Genomic DNA, 17,791 nt, shown 5'->3' with positions numbered 1-17,791 from the left:
TCAACCCCCGCTGCTGCTGGCGGGGCCGATCAACAGGTGATCACCTTCGTCCAGGCCATCCAACACTTCAACTCGCAGGCGGTCACTGATACCCAGCTGTACTTCTCGCTTCTGGATGGCACCGTTTTTGGTCACGACCCGCGCGATCTGCTTGTCGGTGCCTTGGCTGCCGAGCAGCGCTGCGACCGGGATGGTGAGAGCGTCCTTGACCTGGCTGGCTACGAAAAACACCTGGGTGGTCATTTCGGCCATCAGTGCATTGTCAGTGTTGTCCACATCCAGCAGTACGGTGTACAGCACTACGCGGCCACTACCGGTTTTGCTCGTGCTACTGGGGCTGCCGCTGCCCTGGCTGGTTTCATTCAGCGGCTTGGGCGGTATCGGCAGGATCTGGCGCACGGTGCTGCTCCAGCGCCGGTTGCCGCCGGCGAGGGTAGTGAAATAGGCGCTCATGCCCGGTTTGACGTGGCCGATATCGGCTTCGGACACTTCGGCCCATACGGTCATTGGTGACAATTTGGCGATGCGCAGGATCAACGGCGTTTGTTGTTGGGCGTTGAGGGTTTGGCCGACTCGCGCATCTACCGCCACCACGGTGCCGCTCATGGGCGCGTAAATCCGCGTATAGCCCAGTTCGGCCTCGTCACTGCGCAGGCTGGCCTGGGCTTGGCGGATCTGTGCCTGGAACATATCGACACGGGCTTGGGTGGCACTCAGTTCGGCTTTGGCGGTTTGCACATCTTCTTCGCGGGTGGCGTTGCCTGCAACCAAGCGTTGCTGGCGCTGGTATTTCTGGCGTGCGAGTTCGTGCTGGGCTTTCTGTTCCTGCAACTGCGCCTTGAGGTTTTCAATGGAATAGCGGCTGGCGTCGAGCTTGGCCTGTTGCGTAGCGGGATCGATTTCCACCAGCAGATCGCCTTCCTTGACTTGATCACCAGCCTCCACATGGATCTTGCGAATCTGTCCGGACGCCTGGGCACCCACGTCCACATAACGGCGCGGTTGCAGGGTGCCCAGTGACGTAACGCTATTTTCAATGTCGCCGCGGGTTACGGTGACCGTGGGTAGGCTGTCGCGGCCCGACGGCAGCACTTGCCAGGCAGCCACCGCAAGGATGGGGAGCAGGCACGCCAGCACAAGCAGGGCGCGTCGGGCAGGTCGAGGGCGTTTCATGTCTTGGTTCCAGCCAGGAGGTGTTGACCGCAGGAGCGGGGAGTTGACAGTTATACGAGAAAAATGCTCGGGAATTTAGGTTGTTACACATGCGGTAACAGCCCGTGCGACGAAAAAAATGCACCGTTGGTGCAAGACTCCTTTAAAAGTAGATGAGAATTACTATAAATTGCACGCACTCAAACTGCCATCATCGATGGGCTCGCTCCTACGCGGGCTGGCATCGTTAGCACCAAGGCCATGGGGCCAGGAGTCATGTTGGAAAACTACTATCGCGAGCTGGTGTGTTTCCTGAACGCCAAGCTGGGCAACCGTCAGGTGGCCGAAGATGTGGTGCATGACGCTTATGTACGGGTGCTGGAGCGTTCCAGCGACATCCCGATCGAACAGCCCCGCGCCTTCCTGTACCGCACGGCCTTGAACCTGGTGATCGACGGCCACCGGCGCAACGCCTTGCGTCAGTCCGAGCCTCTTGAGGTGCTGGACAGCGAAGAACGCTTCGCCCCCTGTTCACCCCACGCCAGTCATGACCACAACCAGCGCCTGGAGATGCTTGAGCGCGCCCTGGCCGAGTTGCCGGCGGCGTGTCGCGACAGTTTCCTGCTGCGCAAGCTTGAGGGCCTATCCCATGTGCAAATCGCCGAGCGCCTGGGGATTTCCCGCAGCCTGGTGGAAAAACACATCGTCAACGCCATGAAGCATTGCCGGGTGCGTATGCGTGAGTGGGAAGCGCACTGATCGCCAGTTGGTTAAATTTTATTTCACTGTCCTCGTTTCCTATCAACACACGGCCTGTTGTTCAGGCCATGAAGGTATTCCCGCCCCACCGCCAAGGGGCTTATCCAGAGGACACTGGAATGACACAGGCAATTGCTTCGCCCGCGGTTCACGACCTGATCGGTATCGGCTTCGGCCCTTCGAACCTGGCGCTGGCCATCGCCCTGCAGGAGCGTGAAAAGGCCCAGGGCAAGCTGGACGTGCTGTTTCTCGACAAACAGGCCGACTACCGCTGGCACGGCAATACGCTGGTGACCCAAAGTGAGCTGCAGATCTCTTTCCTCAAGGACCTGGTGACCCTGCGCAACCCCACGAGCCCGTACTCCTTCGTCAATTACCTCAAGGCTCACGATCGCCTGGTGGACTTCATCAACCTGGGCACCTTCTACCCCTGCCGTATGGAGTACAACGACTACCTGCGCTGGGTGGCCGGGCAGTTCCAGGCCCAGGCCAACTACGGTGAGGAAGTGCTGGCCATCGAACCGATCCTGCATCAGCAGCAGGTGGAGGCCTTGCGCGTCATTTCCCGCGATGCCCAGGGCGAGCAGCATGTGCGTACCACCCGCTCGGTGGTGGTCAGCGCCGGCGGCACTGCGCGTATCCCCGAAGCGTTCAAGGCGCTCAAGGGTGACAGTCGCGTGTTCCACCATTCCCAGTATCTGGAGCGCATGGCGAGTCAGCCCTGCGTGGATGGCAAGGCCATGCGCATTGCGGTGATCGGCGGCGGCCAGAGCGCGGCAGAAGCCTTTATCGACCTCAATGACAGCTTCCCGTCGGTGCAGGTCGATATGATCCTGCGCGGCTCGGCGCTCAAGCCGGCCGATGACAGCCCGTTCGTCAACGAAGTGTTCTCGCCGGCGTTTACCGACCTGGTGTTCCAGCAAGTGGGGGCCGAACGCGAGCGTTTGGTCGCCGAGTACCAGAACACCAACTATTCGGTGGTGGACCTGGACCTGATCGAGCGCATCTACGGGATTTTCTACCGTCAGAAAGTCTCCGGCATCGCCCGCCAGGCGTTCCGCACCATGACCGTGGTGGAGAAGGCCACGCCCGGGCCGCTGGGTATCGAACTGGTATTGCGCAACAACGCCACGGGCGAAACCAGCGTCAACCACTACGACGCCGTGATCCTCGCCACCGGCTATGAGCGCCAGATGCACCGCGAACTGTTGGCGCCGCTGCAAGCCTACATGGGCGACTTCGAAGTGGCCCGCGACTACCGCATCGTCACCGACGAGCGCTGCAAGGCGGGTATCTACATCCAAGGCTTCAGCCAGGCCAGCCATGGCTTGAGCGATACCTTGCTGTCGGTGCTGCCGATTCGCGCGGATGAGATTGCGGCATCGTTGTATGCCAACGATCGAAACCGTGACAAGGGCCGTTCGGTGCAGGACCTGCTCCTGGCCACTGCCAGCTGACCTGCCCCTCCTACAGACGGCACTTGTGACAACGTGCGGCTATTGGTACTGTACAAAAAACCAGTATCGGTAGCCCGCCATGCAGTTGATCGAAAAACTCAGCATCCTCGCCGACGCCGCCAAGTACGACGCGTCGTGCGCCAGCAGCGGCGCGCCCAAGCGCAGCTCCGAGGGCAAGGCGGGGTTGGGTTCCACCGACGGCATGGGCATCTGCCACAGCTACACGCCCGATGGCCGTTGCGTGTCGCTGCTCAAGGTGTTGCTCACCAACTTCTGCCTCTACGACTGCCAGTATTGCGTCAACCGCCGTTCCAGCGACGTGCCCCGTGCGCGTTTCAGCCCGGAAGAGGTGGTCACCCTGACCCTGGATTTCTACAAGCGCAATTGCGTCAGCGGGCTGTTTCTCAGCTCCGGAATCATCCGTTCGTCGGACTACACCATGGAGCAATTGGTGCGGGTCGCCAAACTGCTGCGCGAAGAGCATGACTTTCGCGGCTATATCCACCTCAAGACCATTCCCGATGCGGATCCTGCATTGATTGCCGAGGCTGGTCGTTATGCCGATCGCCTGAGCGTGAATATCGAACTGCCCACCGAGGCCAGCCTGCAGACCCTGGCGCCGGAGAAACAGATTGTGTCGATCAAGCAGGCGATGCAGACCATCTACACCGGCGAGCAGACGGTGTTCAACGAGCCTCGCGCCCCGCGTTTCGCCCCGGCCGGGCAGAGCACGCAGATGATCGTAGGTGCCGACGACACCGATGACAGCACCATCCTCCACGGTGCCGAGGCGTTGTATGGCAATTTCAAGCTGCGCCGCGTGTACTACTCGGCGTTCAGCCCCATCCCCAACAGCCCGAAAAGCGTGCCCCTGGCCGCGCCGCCGTTGATGCGCGAGCACCGCTTGTACCAGGCCGACTTCCTGCTGCGCAGCTACGGTTTCAGCGCCAGGGAGCTGTTTGCCGGCCCCGGCCACCTGGCCCTGGATATCGATCCCAAGCTGGCCTGGGCCCTGGAGCATCGCGAAGTATTCCCCCTGGACCTGAACCGCGCAGAGCCCACCCTGATTGCGCGCATCCCCGGTATTGGCCTGCGTACCACCCAACGCCTGGTGGACCTGCGCCGCGAGCGCAAGATCCGCTTCGAAGACCTGGCGCGTATGCGCTGCGTACTGGCCAAGGCCAAACCGTTCTTCATCACCAGTGACTACCACCCGCAACAGGCCGACAGCACCAGCGTGTTGCTGCGCGAGCAATTGCGCGACCGTCCGCAGCCGCAACAGATGGGGCTGTGGGGATGATCAGTCTGGAATGCGACAACCTGTTCAGCACCTGGCGCGAACAGGCGCGCTGGCTGCTCAGCCATCAGGTCGACCCCAGCCAGGTGAGCTGGGGCGAGGCACAAGCAGCTGACCTGTTCGCTACCGATGAGCCGATCCCGACAGGGTTGGGGCCCTTCCAGGCACGGATTCCCAAGGCGCTGTTGGAGTTGCTGGAGTCTGCGGCCTGTTATCACGGTGATCAACGCTGGAGCCTGCTGTATGAAGTGCTGTGGCGGGTCAGCCACGGTGATCGCACCGCGATGCTGGCGGGGGACAAGCTGGGCAGCGAGTTGCAGCGACGCATCAAGCAAGTCAGCCGCGAGGCCCATCACCTGCATGCGTTTGTGCGCTTTATTGCCCTGCCGGCCGAGGCGGGGCCCGAACTTCCTGAATACGTGGCCTGGCATGAACCGGCCCACGACATTCTCAAAAGTGCCAGCCAGCACTTTGTCGGGCGCATGGGCCGCCATCGCTGGATGATCGCCACGCCACTGGACGGGGTGTATTACGACGGCGAGCAGTTGATTCATCAGCGCCGCTGCCCCGAGGCGTGGCAGCAACTGGCGCAGAATGTTGACGACCCCCACAGTGCGATGTGGCTGACCTACTACAGTCACATCTTCAACCCGGCGCGGCTGAATCCCAAGGTCATGAAAGGGCATTTGCCCAGTCGGTTCTGGAAAAATTTGCCGGAGGGCAAGTTGATCCCGGGGCTGATCAGCGAGGCGCGTACGGGCAAGCAGAAGGATGGGCAGGCGAAGCTGGTGGGGGCCAAGCCAGGCAAAAGAATTGCAAACCCGGTCAATGTGGGAGCTGGCTTGCCTGCGATAGCGGTCGACCAGTCAGATGTGGGGTGACTGATGCACCGCTATCGCAGGCAAGCCAGCTCCCACATTTGGTTTTCGCAGCCTGGGGGAGTGGGTATCAGGCCAGTTCGGTCGCAGTGTTCTTGACTACTGCCAACTCTGGATGGGCCACCAACTTATCAATGTGCAACTCATCATTGTTCAACCAGATCTCGGTCAGCACCCGGTAATGCTCCATATCCCGGCAGCGCATACGCAGGCTGTAGTCGAACGGCCCGCTGATCAACTGGCATTCGAACACCTGCGGGCAGGCTTTGACGCAGGCTTCGAAGGCCTTTTGCGCCGAGCGCCCGCTCTGGTTGGACAAGGCCACCAGCACCAGCAGCGACAGCCCTGGTGAGACCATCTGCACATCGATGATCGCCCCATACCCACGGATCACCCCGCGTCGCTCCAACTTGCGCACCCGCTCCAGGCATGGCCTGGGGGTCAGGTGCACCAGCGACGAGAGTTTTTCATAGGTGATGCGCCCCTGGTGCCTGAGCACATCGATGATCGCCTCGTCGATGCGATCCAGCGCAGGGGAGGAGTGGGGTCCGTTGGCCTTGGTATCCATGAGTTCACTTCAAACGGTTGGAAAGAAATTGCTGCAAGCGTTCGCTGTTGGGGTGGTCGAGGATCTCGGCGCCGCCGTGTTCCTCGACTCGGCCCTGATGCAGGAACAGCACTTGGCTGGACACCTGGCGGGCAAAGCCCATTTCGTGGGTGACCATCAGCATGGTACGGCCTTCCTCGGCCAACGTCTGTATGACTTTGAGCACTTCGCCTACAAGTTCCGGGTCGAGGGCTGAGGTCGGTTCGTCGAACAGGATAATCTCCGGCTCCATCGCCAATGCCCGCGCAATCGCCACGCGTTGCTGCTGGCCACCCGAGAGGAACGCCGGGTATTGATCCGCCACGCGGCCTGGCAAGCCGACTTTGTCCAGGTACAGGCGCGCACGTTTTTCCGCCTCGGCGGCGCTCACATTCAGCACCCGGCGCGGGGCCATGGTGATGTTTTCCAGCACCGTCATGTGACTCCACAGGTTGAAGTGCTGGAACACCATGGCCAGGCGCGTGCGCAGGTTTTGCAGTTGTGCCTGGTGCGGCGCGCGGGTGCCGGCGCGGCCTTGTTGCATTTCGATGCTGATGCCGTCCAGGGTGATGACCCCGGCGTCCGGCTGTTCAAGAAAGTTGATGCAACGCAGCATGGTGCTTTTGCCCGAGCCGCTGGCGCCGATCAGGCTGATCACATCGCCTTGACGGGCATTGAGGGACACACCTTTGAGCACTTCGTGTTCGCCGTAGCGTTTGTGAATGCCTTCGACTTGAAGCTTGATGGCGGCAGTTGCAGTTTCGACAACCGGTACATCCACCGGATAAACGGCCAGGGCCTGCGCGGACTGATTCATGGGTTAGCCTCGGGTAGGAACAAGAAAACGCATCCAGCGACGTTCGGCCAGCCGAAACAGGCCCACCAGTGCAAAGGACAGCAGCATGTAGAGCAGGGCGGCGATACCAAACGCCTGAAAGGTCAGGAAGGTTTCGGCATTCGCATCGCGGGCGACCTTGAGGATGTCGGCAACGGTGGCGGTAAACGCCAGTGACGTGGCGTGCAGCATCAGGATCATTTCATTGCTGTAGGCCGGCAATGCGCGGCGCAATGCGGCGGGTACCACCACGTACAGATTCAGCCGCCAGCCGTGCAGGCCATAGGCGCGTGCCGCTTCGATTTCGCCGTGGGGAATATTGCGGATCGCCCCGGCGAAGATCTCCACGGTGTAGGCACAGGTGTTGAGCACAAACGCCAACAAGGTGCAGTTCAGCGCATTGCGGAAAAACTGGTTGAGCAGGGCGTTGTCCTGCACCACCTCCAGGCTGTACAGCCCGGTGTAGCAAATCAGCAACTGGATATACAGCGGCGTGCCGCGGAACAGGTAGGTGTAGACCTCCACCGGCCAGCGCAGCCAGACGTGCTGCGAAACCCGCGCTAGCGCCAGGGGGATCGACAGGCAAAAACCGAGCACCACCGAGATGATGAACAGCCACACGGTCATGGCGACGCCGGACAAGCCGCTGCCATCGCTGAACAGGTAGGCCAGGCCGTATTGCTGGAACAGTTCGATCATCGCGCCATCCCCTTGATGCCCAGGTTATAGCGCCGTTCGAGGCGCTTGAAGATGCGGTTGGAGAGGGTAGTGATCAGCAGGTACACCAGGCCCGCGAGGATCAGGAAGTACAGTGGCTCGCTGGTGGACTTGCCGGCGTTTTGCGCGGCCTTGACCAGGTCTGACAGGCCGATGATCGACACCAGCGCCGTGGACTTGAGCAGCACCAGCCAGTTATTGCCCAGGCCCGGCAGGGCAAAACGCATCAGTTGTGGGAACAGCACCAGGTGGAAGCGCTGCCAGGGGCTCAGGCCATAAGCCGTCGCGGCTTCCAACTGGCCCACCGGTACGCTGAGGATCGCGCCACGGAAGTTCTCGGTGAAATACGCGCCGTAGATAAATCCCAGGGTGACCACCCCGGCGGTGAACGGGTCGATTTCAAAGTACTCCCAGCCGAACACTTCAGTCAGGTCGTTGAGCCACAGTTGCAGGCTATAGAAGATCAGCAGGATCAACACCAGGTCCGGCACGCTGCGGATCAGCGTGGTGTAGAGCGTGGCCGGTACGCGCAGCCATCTGGCGCTGGATAGCTTGGCGCCGGCGGCGACCAGGCCCAGGGTTAGGCTCAGGGCCAGGGCGAGGAAGGCCAGCTTGAGCGTCATCCAGGCACCCTGGGCCAGCATCGGGCCGTAGCCTTGCAGGTTGAGGAGTTCGTTCATGGGAAGATCTCTAAAAGGCACACACACCATCTTTGTGGGGAACCGATTTGTGTGGGAGGGGGGGCTTGCTCCCGATAGCGGTGGTTCAGTCAATATTTTCAATGACTGACCACTGCTATCGGGAGCAAGCCCCCCTCCCACAAAAGCTGCATCCACAGGGAGGTCGATGGCTTAGTTATTCGTTGTAGATATCTTGATCGCCGAAGTATTTCTTCTGGATCTGCGCGTAAGTGCCATCGGCCTGGACGGCGGCGATGCCTTTATTGATCAGCTCACGCAGTGCCTGGTCGTTCTTGCGCAGGCCCATGGCGATGTCCAGCGGCAGGGTCGGGTCCTTGAAGGCCGGGCCGGTCTTGAAGTCGGCGCCTTCGGGCTTGGACAGGAAGTTGAGCTGGGCTTCGAGTTTGTCGGTCAGGGTGGCGTCGAGGCGCCCGTTTTGCAGGTCGGCGTAGTTCTGCTCTTGAGACTGGTACGCCTTGATCTGCGCACCCAGCCTGGCCAGGTGCGCTCGGGCGTAGGCTTCCTGCAGCGAGCCTTGCAGCACGCCGACCTGCTTGCCCTTGAGCGATTCCGGGGTATCGCCGAAGTCGGCGCCTTTGCGCGTGATCACCGAGGTGGGGCTGAGGAACAGGCGATCGGTAAAGTCGATGACTTTTTCGCGAGCCGGGGTCACGGCCATGGAGGACATGATGGCGTCGAACTTGCGCGCACGCAGGGCCGGGATCATGCCGTCGAATTCATTGTGCACCCAGGTGCATTTCACTTCGAGCTTGGCGCAGATGGCGTTGCCCAGTTCAATATCGAAGCCTTGCAGGCTGCCGTCGGCGGCCACGGATTCGAAGGGTGGGTATTCGGGGAACACGCCAAAACGGATTTCTTTCCAGTCCTGGGCGTGGGCGGCGGTGGCGCACAGAGGCAACAGCAACGCAGCGAAGAGTGATCGCAGTGGAGTCATGTGGAGGTCCCTATATTTTGTAATTGATGTCAGGGCAGTGAATAACTGGGAGCAGAGAATGCTTCATGATGGTGCGTTTTTTGTGTCGTTTACCCCCTGCACAAAGCGCAAATTGCGCTGTTAAAACCGACAATGCAGCGCAATCGGCTGTTGCACCCGCCGAATCGGCTTTTAACCCAGCAAAGTCCGGCCTGCCCTCGACGCAAAGCGGCAGGCCAGAGCGGTCTCAGGCGCGCTTTTTGTGCTGTGCGACCGGTTGCCGGGCCAGGCGGGCAAACAGGTCTTTGGGGTCAGCCAGGTCGGGTACCAGTTCCAGCTCGCTGCCCACGTCCAACGCCTTGGCGACGTCCAGTACATAACGCAGGGCCGAGTAGTCTTCGATGGCAAAACCCACCGAGTCGAACAGGGTGATCTGGCGCGCATTCTCGCGGCCGGGCTTCTGGCCGTTGATCACTTGCCACAACTCGGTCACCGGCGAATCCTCAGGCATGTGCTGGATCTCACCTTCGATGCGGCTTTGCGGTTCGTACTCCACGATCACCCGGGCACGTTCGACGATGCGCCGGTCCAGCTCGGTCTTGCCCGGGCAATCGCCACCCACGGCATTGAGGTGCATACCCGGTTCGATCATCTCGTCGGTGAGGATGGTTGCATAAGCCTTGTCGGCAGTGACGGTGGTGACGATATCCGCGCCTTTGACCGCGTCGGCCACGCTGTCAGCCAGGATCACCTTGATCGCCGGGAACGCCTTGAGGTTGGCGGCGAGTTTGGCGGTGGCCTTGGCGTCGATATCGAACAGGCGAATTTCGTTAATGCCAAGCATGGCGTGGAAGGCCAGGGCCTGGAATTCGCTTTGGCAGCCGTTGCCGATCAACGCCATGCTGCGGCTGTTGTCGCGCGCCAGGTAGCGGGCGACCAGGGCCGAGGTGGCAGCGGTGCGGATGGCGGTAGTCATGGTCATTTCCGCCAGCAGCACGGGTTTGCCGGTATCCACATCGCCCAAGGCGCCAAAGGCCATCACGGTCAGCATACCGGCCAGGGTGTTTTTCGGGTGGCCGTTGACGTATTTGAACGCATACAGCGAGGCGTCCGAGACGGGCATCAACTCGATCACGCCATCCGGTGAATGGTTGGCCAGGCGTGCGCATTTCTCGAAGTCCTGCCAGCGCAGGTAGTCGGCACGGATGTACTCGGCCATCTCGGTGATGCAGGTTTGCAAACCTTTTTGCGAAACCAGGTAGCTGAGGTCGTTGACGTCGATATAACGGGTCATGGCAAGACTCCTTATTGAAATGAGGGGCGGATCGGCAGATGCACTTCGGCCAACATGCAACGGGCACTGCCGCCGCCGATGCGTTCGATGTTGTCGATATTCACCACCACTGGTCGCGTATGGCGCTCCACCTGCTGGCGCTGCGCCGGTTGCAACGCGCGCCAGGCGCTGGCAGACATCACCAGCAATGGCTGGCCGTCACGGTCGTGGACTTCGAGCATGTTGCCGGCGAAGGCCTCCAACTGGTCGAAGTCGAGGGCGAGGATGTCCTTGCCGGTGTCGCGCAGTGAGCGTTCCAGGGCCAGGCGCTCGCGCTCGTCGGGCAGGGCTTGCAGGCACACCACTGCGAGGTCGCGACCGACGCTCATCATCACGTTGCTGTGGTAGATCGGTGCGTGGTGGCGGTCCAGGGCGTGGAACACGCAGAGTTGGTAGTCCAGACGTTCGGCAAACTGGTGCAGCGCCGCGTGATGGGTGCGCCCGGAGTGGCAGGCGTAGCTGATGCGGTGCTGGCGGTCGAGCACCATGCTGCCGGTGCCTTCGAGGAAGATATCCTGTTGTTCCAGGTGGCTGAGGTCGATGGTGGTGTTGATCGCAAAGCGCTGCTCCAGAACTTGCAGCACGCCCTTGTTGCGCTCCAGTCGTCGGTTCTGGCCTTGCATGGGGTAGAGCACCAGGCTGCCGTCGGCGTGGCTGCTCCACCAATTATTGGGAAAGATCGAGTCCGGGGTGTGAGGGGCCGGAGTGTCCTGCACCACCAGCACCTCCACGCCGTGGCTGCGCAGGGTGTCGACATAGCCGTCGAATTCTTTCAGCGCTTTGTGCTGTGCACTGAGCGGGTCCGGCGGCGGGCGTTGAAAACGGTTGTTGATCGCGGTATCCGGGTTGAAGGCAAAGCGCGCCGGGCGAATCATCAGGACGGTGTTGGTGGTTTGCATGGGGGCACGGGTCCATGGGGGATCTTGTGACGCTATTTTGTGCCATAGGGTGGGAGGATCCCGGCTGAAACAGCGGGGCGGCTCAGCCGGGAAAGCTGAAAAGGTGGATAAGGCAGCTGAATCGGCTGCCGGATTGAAATGTGCTCAGATGTGGGAGCATAGGTATCTACACATCTTTTGGTACGGCGCTGTACCTGTGGCGAGGGAGCTTGCTCCCGTGACGACCTGTCAGTCGCCGAATCTATATCTGATGTGCTTAGGTCCAAATGTGGGAGGAGTGGTGCGACGATTCGACTTGCTCCCGATGGCGGCCTCAGGGCCGACCAGGATGTTGGATCAGACCGAGTACATATCCGTTGTTTGGGTAACGGCCGCTATGGGTTCCGCCCTTACGGCGGCTCACTTTTGAACAGCGCAAAAGTAAGCAAAACGCTCTTGCCCCACCACTCGGCACCTCGCTCAGGCTCGGTGTGCCCGTAATCCGCCATGGATTTGGGGGGCCGCCGCCACGCGCCATCCATGGCGCGGGGCGGCTAAACCGGCATCCCTGCCGGTTTACCCCCCAAATCCCTGTCGAATTCCGGCCAGCGTGGTTTGACGGGGCGCCTAAGATCAAAAGCAGATCAAGAGCAAGAGCGGCTCGCTTCGCATCGTGGTTACCCACATCAAAGTGGCGGCAGCTACAAAGTTGTGTAGATACCTATGATGTGGGAAGGCAACCTGCTCAATAGCCGTTACCTGTCACGCCACCATAATGATCTTCGATACCAGCTCCACCACGGTCTTGGCCTGCAATTTCTTCATCAACCGCGCCCGGTGCACTTCCACCGTGCGGTGGGAAATCGCCAGGCGCAGGGCGATTTCCTTGGACTTGAAACCATTGACGATGTGCATGGCGATTTCCCGCTCCCGCGGCGTGAGGTCGCCAGTGCCCTGATGCAGACGGTCCAGGCGTTCGAAGTGCCAGATCATCAGCTTGAACGGGTCTTTGGGGGTGAGGGTGTAGCCGTGGGACTTGGCCCAGAACACTTCGCCATTGTGGTGCTGCATGAAGCGCTCATCGGAATAAAAGCCGTTGTCGCTGTCGAGCAGCCAGTCATGGCTGCGCTTGCCGATGGCATGGTAGTCGGCCTGGGACGGGTAGATCAGCAGGGTCAACTGATTGACCAGTGCCTGGCGTGTATAGCCGAACAGCTTCAGGAAGGCATCGTTGCAGTCGAGTATTACCCGGTCGCTGGTGACGATCTGCGGGGCAGGGGACAGCTTGAACGCCAGGCGTTCGAGGTCGGGAAATTGCTGTGCAAGCGCGTTCATGGGGCATCCTGCCTCGTTGTTCAATGCCCTGGTGCGCTACTTACCCATGTAAGTAGTTACACGAATTGGCGCGGGACCAGGGGTGGGTCATTGTAAGTAAAGTCCGGATCAAGAACAGAAGAAATTGATTATGCCTGCTGATTGCGTCTCCATTGTTGCCGCTGGTCACTCCCGCTTTGGTCGCCTGGAAGGCACCACGCTGGAAGACCTGATCGTCCAGGTTACCCGTGAAGCCCTGAGTGACGCTGCGATTGATGCGTCGCAAATCGACGCGCTGTTCCTGGGGCATTTCAACTCTGGGCTGGTGCCCGACGGCTTTGCCGCCTCGTTGCTGTTGCAGGCCGACCCCGGGCTGCGCTTCAAACCTGCCACCCGCTGCGAAAACGCCTGCGCTTCGGGTTCGGCGGCGATCCAGGCGGGAGTCAATGCGATTCTCTCCGGCAGCGCCGAGTTGGTGCTGGTGGTGGGCGCCGAAAAGATGACTCACACCAGCACCGCCGCGGTCACCCAAGCCCTGGCCGGCGCCGGCTATCAGAACGACCCGGCCGAAGCCGGCCTGAGTTTCCCGCAATTGTTCGGCCGCGCCGCCCGCCAATACGCCGAGCGCTACCACTGCCCGCTGGGCTCGATGGCGGCCATCGCCACCAAAAACCACTCCAATGCCATGGCTAACCCGCTGGCGCAGATGCATCGGGAGATGAATTTCGAGCACTGCAACAACGTGTCCCAGAGCAACCCGTTCGTGGCCGACTCCCTGCGCCTGACGGACTGCTCGCTGATCAGCGACGGCGCCGCCGCGATTATTCTGGCGTCACCCAAACGTGCGCGAGCGTTTCGCCGCGAGGTGCAGATCCGGGCTATGACCCAGGTCAATGACACCTTGCCCATCGCCCAGCGCGACATCCTCGCCTTTGAAGGCCCGCAACGAGCGATCCATGCAGCGCTGCGCGCAGCGAATGTGACCCTGGCAGACCTGAGTTTCGCCGAGGTGCACGACTGTTTCACCATTGCCGAGCTGCTGATCTACGAAGCCATGGGCCTGGCGCCCAAAGGCGAAGGGCATCGCGTGCTCGACAGCGGCGTGGTGCGTGCCGGCGGGCGCTTGCCGGTCAACCTTTCCGGCGGGCTCAAGGCCAAGGGGCATCCGGTCGGTGCAACGGGGGTGTCCATGCATGCCTTGGCGTTCCGGCAATTGACCGGCGAACCGATTGGCCTGGCGGTGCCCAACCCGGAGTTCGGCCTGGTGTTCAACATGGGCGGCATGGCGGTGGCCAACTATGCATCGGTCCTGCAGGCACGCCGGAGCTGAGCCATGAACATTGCCAACTGGCTGCACGACACCCAGCGTCGGGCCCCGCAACGCCCGGCGCTGTTCAACGGCACCACCCAAGTGGCCGACTACGCCACCTTCGCCGCCCACGTGCGCCAACGCGCCGCGCACCTGGTGGACCAGCACGGCCTGGTGCCGGGGGACGCGGTGGCGCTGCTGATGAAAAACAGCTGCGACTATCTGGAATTGCTCTATGCCATCTGGTGGATGGGCGCCGTGGCAGTGCCGATCAATGCCAAACTGCACCCCAGCGAAGCGGCGTGGATTGCCGATAATGCCGAGGCACGCTTGATCTTTACCGATGGCGGCCGGGTGTTCTCATCACGGGATTTGCCCCCGCGCTGCAAGGAGCTGGACGGCCACCTCTTACCTCCCAACACTGGCTGGCCAACCCTGGAACAACCGGTGCCACGCCACGACCAGGACCTCGCCTGGCTGTTCTACACCTCTGGCACGACAGGGCGCTCCAAGGGTGTGATGCTGTCCCACGGCAACCTGGTCGCCATGTCGCTGTGCTACGCCACAGATGTCGATGCGGTCAGCGCCGACGATGCGGCAGTGTATGCCGCGCCGATGTCCCACGGTGCTGGCCTGTATAACTTCATCCATGTGCGCTGCGGCGCACGCCATGTGGTGCCGGCCTCCCATGGCTTCGACGCCGCCGAGCTGTTCGGGCTGGCCGAGCAGGTGGGCAATGTGTCGCTGTTTGCCGCGCCGACCATGGTCAAGCGCATGGTCGAGCAGGCACGGCGCCAGGATTATCACGGCGCTGGCATCAAGATCATCGTGTATGGCGGCGGCCCGATGTACCTGGCCGATCTGCGTGAAGCCGCCGACACCTTCGGGCCGCGCCTGGTGCAGATCTACGGTCAGGGCGAGAGCCCCATGACCATCAGCGTGTTGCCCCGTGCAGTGATTGCCGATCGCCAACGCCCCGACTGGGCCAGCCTGGCCGCTTCGGTGGGCCACGCGCAGTCCTGTGTGGAAATCCGTATTCTCGATACTGCGCACCAGCCTTTGCCCACCGGTGAGCGCGGCGAAATCGCGGTGCGTGGCGCCACCGTGATGCAAGGCTACTGGCGCAACCCGCAAGCCACTGGCCAAACCTTGGTGGACGGCTGGCTGCTGACCGGTGATATCGGCTATCTAGACGCAGCCGGCTATCTGACCCTGACGGATCGCTCCAAGGACGTGATCATCAGCGGCGGCAGCAACGTCTACCCGCGTGAAGTCGAGGAAGTGCTGGCCCAGCATCCGCAGGTGTTTGAGGTGTGCGTGGTGGGCGAGCCGGACGCTCAGTGGGGGGAGTCGGTGGTGGCGTTTGTGGTGACGCGCAGCGGCCAGCCCCTGGATGAGGGTGAACTCACCGCCTGGTTCCTGACGCGCATGGCCTCGTTCAAGAAACCGAAAAAATATGTATGGCGCAGCGACTTGCCCAAGAACAGCTACGGCAAGATTCTCAAGACCGACTTGCGGCAGTGGTTGAAAGCAGCGAGTATCGCCGCGCTTTGACATGGATCGATAATCAGACAAGGAGTCCCCACGATGGGCAATCCCGCACAAGACACTGTCCGCAAGCGCCGCCGAGCGTTTCTGGGCGCCACCTCGGGCCACTTGATCGAGTGGTACGACTACGGCGTCTATGGGTTTCTCGCGGTCTATATCGGCCAGGCGTTCTTCGTCTCCGATGACCCCACCACCAGCCTGCTGGCCAGCTTCGCCGCGTTTGCCCTGAGCTTCTTTATCCGCCCTCTGGGTGGGCTGTTCTTCGGCCCGCTGGCAGACAAGATCGGCCGGCGCAAAACCCTGATCATGGCGCTGGTGATGATGACCGGTTCCACGGTGATGCTGGGGTTGTTGCCGACCTACGCCAGCCTGGGCATCGCCGCGCCGATCCTGCTGATCCTGGTGCGCTGCGTGCAGGGCTTCTCGGCGGGCGGCGAAATCGGCACGGTCACCAGCTTTATCTCCGAATACGCCGGGCCCGGTCGCCGCGGCTTCGCCACCTGCTGGTTGATGGTCACCGCTGTGCTCGGCCTGTTGCTGGGCGGCGCCGTGGCCAATGGCATGACCTGGGTGCTGGGCGCCGAGGTCATGCAGGAATGGGCCTGGCGCGTACCGTTCCTGATCGCTGCGCCCCTGGGCTTTATCTCCATGTACATCCGCCTCAAGCTTGAAGACAGCCCCGAGTTTTTAGCGCTGCAACGCGCCGGGCAAACTTCGCGGGCGCCGCTGCGCGAGGTCTGGCAGTGGAAGCGCGCGATTGCCCTGGTGTTCTTTATCATCACCTTGCACAGCTCGATCTTCTACCTGGTGCTGACCTTCGCCTCGACCTACATGGCCAAGATCCTCAAGTTCGACAGCGGCACCACCTTGCTCTACGTGTTCGTTGCCAGTTTCTCGGCCGCCTTCGTGATGCCGTTTGGCGGGGCATTTACCGATAAATACGGGCGCAAGCCGTTCCTGATGGTGATCGGCACGCTGGCGACCCTGGCGATGTTCTGGCTGTTCAAGTCGGCACCCACCGCGACCCCGGCGTCGTTCTTCGCACCGTTGATGGCGGTGGCGATTCTGTTCGGGCTGTATGCGTCGTCGACCTACGCGTTGATGAGTGAGCTGCTGCCGACGCGGATTCGCTCCACCGGCATTGCAGTGGCATACAACGTGCCGGTGGCGGTGTTTGGCGGCAGTGCGCCGTTGATTTCCACCTGGTTGATCAAGGTGACCGGGGACATTACTTCGCCGTGGTACTTCTACGTGGCCACCGGAGTGGTGTCGTTGGTGGCATTGGTGGTGTTGCGCAAGGAGGATTTTGTCGCCAGCGGTCATTCGGCGCTAGTGCCCGCCGATGTGGGAGGGGACTTGCTCCCGAAGACGGCCTCATAGTCGACGCTTATCCAACTGATGCAGCACGATCCAAAAAAGGTGGCCAGCCGTTGTTGTGATGAGAATGGGTCATTTCCAATGAATTGACCCAAGGTTTTGGCGATGAGCTATACCTTAATCGGTTCGATGCTCGCACACCGCCTTAATCAATGATCAACAAGGAAGAGACCACTATGAGCGATGTTCAACTGATCACCAGCGTATCCATTCAAAGCCTCACCGAGCTGTTGCAGGAAGCCGGGTATCGGGTCAACCAGTCTGAGCAGAACGGCGTTGTGCAATTGCTCAGCGCCAGTCAGGGCATCGGTTTTGCCGTGCGCTTTGGCAACCCGGCGGCCGAGCAGGGCAGTTATGTGGACTTTACCTACAGCTGCGCCCTGCGGGTGCAGGGTGAATTGCCCGAGGGCCTGGCTCAGGTGTGGAATGCCTCGCGGCGCTTTGCGCGGTTGTCGGTGCAGGGTGAGTTTCTGTTGATGGAGATGGACGTGGTGGTGGCCGGTGTCGGCGCTTCGCATCTGCGTAGCCAGTTGGAACTTTGGGACCGCCTGTTGCAGGAATTTATCGTCTACCTGCGCGAATACAGCCAGCAAGCCGCGCAGTTGCAGGCTCAGGCCGCAGCCGCTCCGCTCAGTGAGAGTGCATCCGCCTGATTAAATGTGGGAGGGGGCAAGCCCCTCCCACAGGTACGTCGTTCACACTGGGGGTGCAGTAACATACCGAAAACAGAGTGAAGT

17 protein-coding genes are annotated in these 17,791 nt (G+C 61.3%); 8 read left to right on the top strand and 9 right to left on the bottom strand.

The window, feature by feature from the left end; genetic code table 11:
• Window positions 1-1,173, bottom strand: a complete 1,173-nt coding sequence (locus E3O56_RS13115; protein WP_248128388.1) for an efflux RND transporter periplasmic adaptor subunit — start codon at window positions 1,171-1,173, stop codon at window positions 1-3.
• Between the two features lie 255 nt (window positions 1,174-1,428).
• On the opposite strand from E3O56_RS13115, the gene E3O56_RS13110 reads away from it, so the two are divergent.
• From E3O56_RS13110 to E3O56_RS13095, 4 genes are all read left to right on the top strand, one after another.
• Complete coding sequence (locus E3O56_RS13110; RefSeq protein ID WP_005787538.1) at window positions 1,429-1,911, top strand: sigma-70 family RNA polymerase sigma factor; 483 nt, start codon at window positions 1,429-1,431, stop codon at window positions 1,909-1,911.
• A gap of 119 nt (window positions 1,912-2,030) precedes the next feature.
• Window positions 2,031-3,368 (top strand): SidA/IucD/PvdA family monooxygenase, encoded by a 1,338-nt coding sequence (locus tag E3O56_RS13105; protein WP_194440512.1) that lies wholly within the window; start codon window positions 2,031-2,033, stop codon window positions 3,366-3,368.
• A 79-nt stretch (window positions 3,369-3,447) separates the two neighbouring features.
• On the top strand, window positions 3,448-4,668 hold the full coding sequence (locus tag E3O56_RS13100) for a putative DNA modification/repair radical SAM protein (protein WP_005787541.1): 1,221 nt from the start codon (window positions 3,448-3,450) through the stop codon (window positions 4,666-4,668).
• Window positions 4,665-5,546 carry a TIGR03915 family putative DNA repair protein gene (locus E3O56_RS13095; protein ID WP_248128387.1) on the top strand — a complete coding sequence of 294 codons (882 nt, stop codon included), beginning with the start codon at window positions 4,665-4,667 and terminating at the stop codon, window positions 5,544-5,546. Before E3O56_RS13100 ends, E3O56_RS13095 begins: the two co-directional genes overlap by 4 nt.
• Before the next feature lie 67 nt (window positions 5,547-5,613).
• Here E3O56_RS13095 and E3O56_RS13090 read toward each other — a convergent pair whose 3' ends face one another.
• The 8 genes from E3O56_RS13090 to E3O56_RS13055 all read right to left on the bottom strand — a co-directional run bounded on the left by E3O56_RS13090 (window position 5,614) and on the right by E3O56_RS13055 (window position 12,841).
• Window positions 5,614-6,111 (bottom strand): Lrp/AsnC family transcriptional regulator, encoded by a 498-nt coding sequence (locus E3O56_RS13090; RefSeq protein ID WP_005787545.1) that lies wholly within the window; start codon window positions 6,109-6,111, stop codon window positions 5,614-5,616.
• 4 nt (window positions 6,112-6,115) lie between these two features.
• Entirely contained in the window at window positions 6,116-6,946 is an 831-nt protein-coding gene (locus tag E3O56_RS13085) for an ATP-binding cassette domain-containing protein (RefSeq protein ID WP_032876400.1), read from the bottom strand.
• Window positions 6,947-6,949: 3 nt separating this feature from the next.
• Entirely contained in the window at window positions 6,950-7,663 is a 714-nt protein-coding gene (locus E3O56_RS13080; protein ID WP_248128386.1) for an ABC transporter permease, read from the bottom strand.
• Window positions 7,660-8,361, bottom strand: a complete 702-nt coding sequence (locus E3O56_RS13075; protein ID WP_216091200.1) for an ABC transporter permease — start codon at window positions 8,359-8,361, stop codon at window positions 7,660-7,662. Before E3O56_RS13075 ends, E3O56_RS13080 begins: the two co-directional genes overlap by 4 nt.
• A 175-nt stretch (window positions 8,362-8,536) precedes the next feature.
• A complete protein-coding gene (locus tag E3O56_RS13070) occupies window positions 8,537-9,316 on the bottom strand; it encodes an ABC transporter substrate-binding protein (protein ID WP_005787553.1) in 780 nt (259 codons plus the stop codon).
• A 226-nt stretch (window positions 9,317-9,542) separates the two neighbouring features.
• Window positions 9,543-10,589: an ornithine cyclodeaminase gene (locus E3O56_RS13065; RefSeq protein ID WP_248128385.1), complete on the bottom strand. Its 1,047-nt coding sequence runs from the start codon at window positions 10,587-10,589 to the stop codon at window positions 9,543-9,545.
• An 11-nt stretch (window positions 10,590-10,600) separates the two neighbouring features.
• Window positions 10,601-11,527, bottom strand: coding sequence for an arginine deiminase-related protein (locus E3O56_RS13060; protein WP_078821074.1), 927 nt, complete (start codon window positions 11,525-11,527; stop codon window positions 10,601-10,603).
• Window positions 11,528-12,268: 741 nt separating this feature from the next.
• Complete coding sequence (locus tag E3O56_RS13055; RefSeq protein WP_005787559.1) at window positions 12,269-12,841, bottom strand: LuxR C-terminal-related transcriptional regulator; 573 nt, start codon at window positions 12,839-12,841, stop codon at window positions 12,269-12,271.
• A gap of 130 nt (window positions 12,842-12,971) precedes the next feature.
• On the opposite strand from E3O56_RS13055, the gene E3O56_RS13050 reads away from it, so the two are divergent.
• From E3O56_RS13050 to E3O56_RS13035, 4 genes are all read left to right on the top strand, one after another.
• A complete protein-coding gene (locus E3O56_RS13050; protein ID WP_005787560.1) occupies window positions 12,972-14,150 on the top strand; it encodes an acetyl-CoA acetyltransferase in 1,179 nt (392 codons plus the stop codon).
• A gap of 3 nt (window positions 14,151-14,153) precedes the next feature.
• Entirely contained in the window at window positions 14,154-15,683 is a 1,530-nt protein-coding gene (locus E3O56_RS13045; RefSeq protein ID WP_248128384.1) for an AMP-binding protein, read from the top strand.
• 33 nt (window positions 15,684-15,716) lie between these two features.
• Entirely contained in the window at window positions 15,717-17,057 is a 1,341-nt protein-coding gene (locus E3O56_RS13040; RefSeq protein ID WP_032876377.1) for an MFS transporter, read from the top strand.
• A 173-nt stretch (window positions 17,058-17,230) separates the two neighbouring features.
• Window positions 17,231-17,707 (top strand): YbjN domain-containing protein, encoded by a 477-nt coding sequence (locus tag E3O56_RS13035; protein WP_032876374.1) that lies wholly within the window; start codon window positions 17,231-17,233, stop codon window positions 17,705-17,707.
• Window positions 17,708-17,791: the final 84 nt, after the last annotated feature.

This window comes from Pseudomonas sp. W2Aug9 (genome assembly GCF_023127755.1).
GTDB classification, from domain to species: Bacteria; Pseudomonadota; Gammaproteobacteria; order Pseudomonadales; family Pseudomonadaceae; genus Aquipseudomonas; species Aquipseudomonas synxantha_A.
This window is presented reverse-complemented; position numbering and strand designations above follow the sequence as displayed.

Bases quoted from the DNA above. Each gene is read 5' to 3' on its own strand.
- E3O56_RS13115 (WP_248128388.1), bottom strand. From the start codon at position 1,173: ATGAAACGCCCTCGACCTGCCCGACGCGCCCTGCTTGTGCTGGCGTGC.
- E3O56_RS13110 (WP_005787538.1), top strand. From the start codon at position 1,429: ATGTTGGAAAACTACTATCGCGAGCTGGTGTGTTTCCTGAACGCCAAG.
- E3O56_RS13105 (WP_194440512.1), top strand. From the start codon at position 2,031: ATGACACAGGCAATTGCTTCGCCCGCGGTTCACGACCTGATCGGTATC.
- E3O56_RS13100 (WP_005787541.1), top strand. From the start codon at position 3,448: ATGCAGTTGATCGAAAAACTCAGCATCCTCGCCGACGCCGCCAAGTAC.
- E3O56_RS13095 (WP_248128387.1), top strand. From the start codon at position 4,665: ATGATCAGTCTGGAATGCGACAACCTGTTCAGCACCTGGCGCGAACAG.
- E3O56_RS13090 (WP_005787545.1), bottom strand. From the start codon at position 6,111: ATGGATACCAAGGCCAACGGACCCCACTCCTCCCCTGCGCTGGATCGC.
- E3O56_RS13085 (WP_032876400.1), bottom strand. From the start codon at position 6,946: ATGAATCAGTCCGCGCAGGCCCTGGCCGTTTATCCGGTGGATGTACCG.
- E3O56_RS13080 (WP_248128386.1), bottom strand. From the start codon at position 7,663: ATGATCGAACTGTTCCAGCAATACGGCCTGGCCTACCTGTTCAGCGAT.
- E3O56_RS13075 (WP_216091200.1), bottom strand. From the start codon at position 8,361: ATGAACGAACTCCTCAACCTGCAAGGCTACGGCCCGATGCTGGCCCAG.
- E3O56_RS13070 (WP_005787553.1), bottom strand. From the start codon at position 9,316: ATGACTCCACTGCGATCACTCTTCGCTGCGTTGCTGTTGCCTCTGTGC.
- E3O56_RS13065 (WP_248128385.1), bottom strand. From the start codon at position 10,589: ATGACCCGTTATATCGACGTCAACGACCTCAGCTACCTGGTTTCGCAA.
- E3O56_RS13060 (WP_078821074.1), bottom strand. From the start codon at position 11,527: ATGCAAACCACCAACACCGTCCTGATGATTCGCCCGGCGCGCTTTGCC.
- E3O56_RS13055 (WP_005787559.1), bottom strand. From the start codon at position 12,841: ATGAACGCGCTTGCACAGCAATTTCCCGACCTCGAACGCCTGGCGTTC.
- E3O56_RS13050 (WP_005787560.1), top strand. From the start codon at position 12,972: ATGCCTGCTGATTGCGTCTCCATTGTTGCCGCTGGTCACTCCCGCTTT.
- E3O56_RS13045 (WP_248128384.1), top strand. From the start codon at position 14,154: ATGAACATTGCCAACTGGCTGCACGACACCCAGCGTCGGGCCCCGCAA.
- E3O56_RS13040 (WP_032876377.1), top strand. From the start codon at position 15,717: ATGGGCAATCCCGCACAAGACACTGTCCGCAAGCGCCGCCGAGCGTTT.
- E3O56_RS13035 (WP_032876374.1), top strand. From the start codon at position 17,231: ATGAGCGATGTTCAACTGATCACCAGCGTATCCATTCAAAGCCTCACC.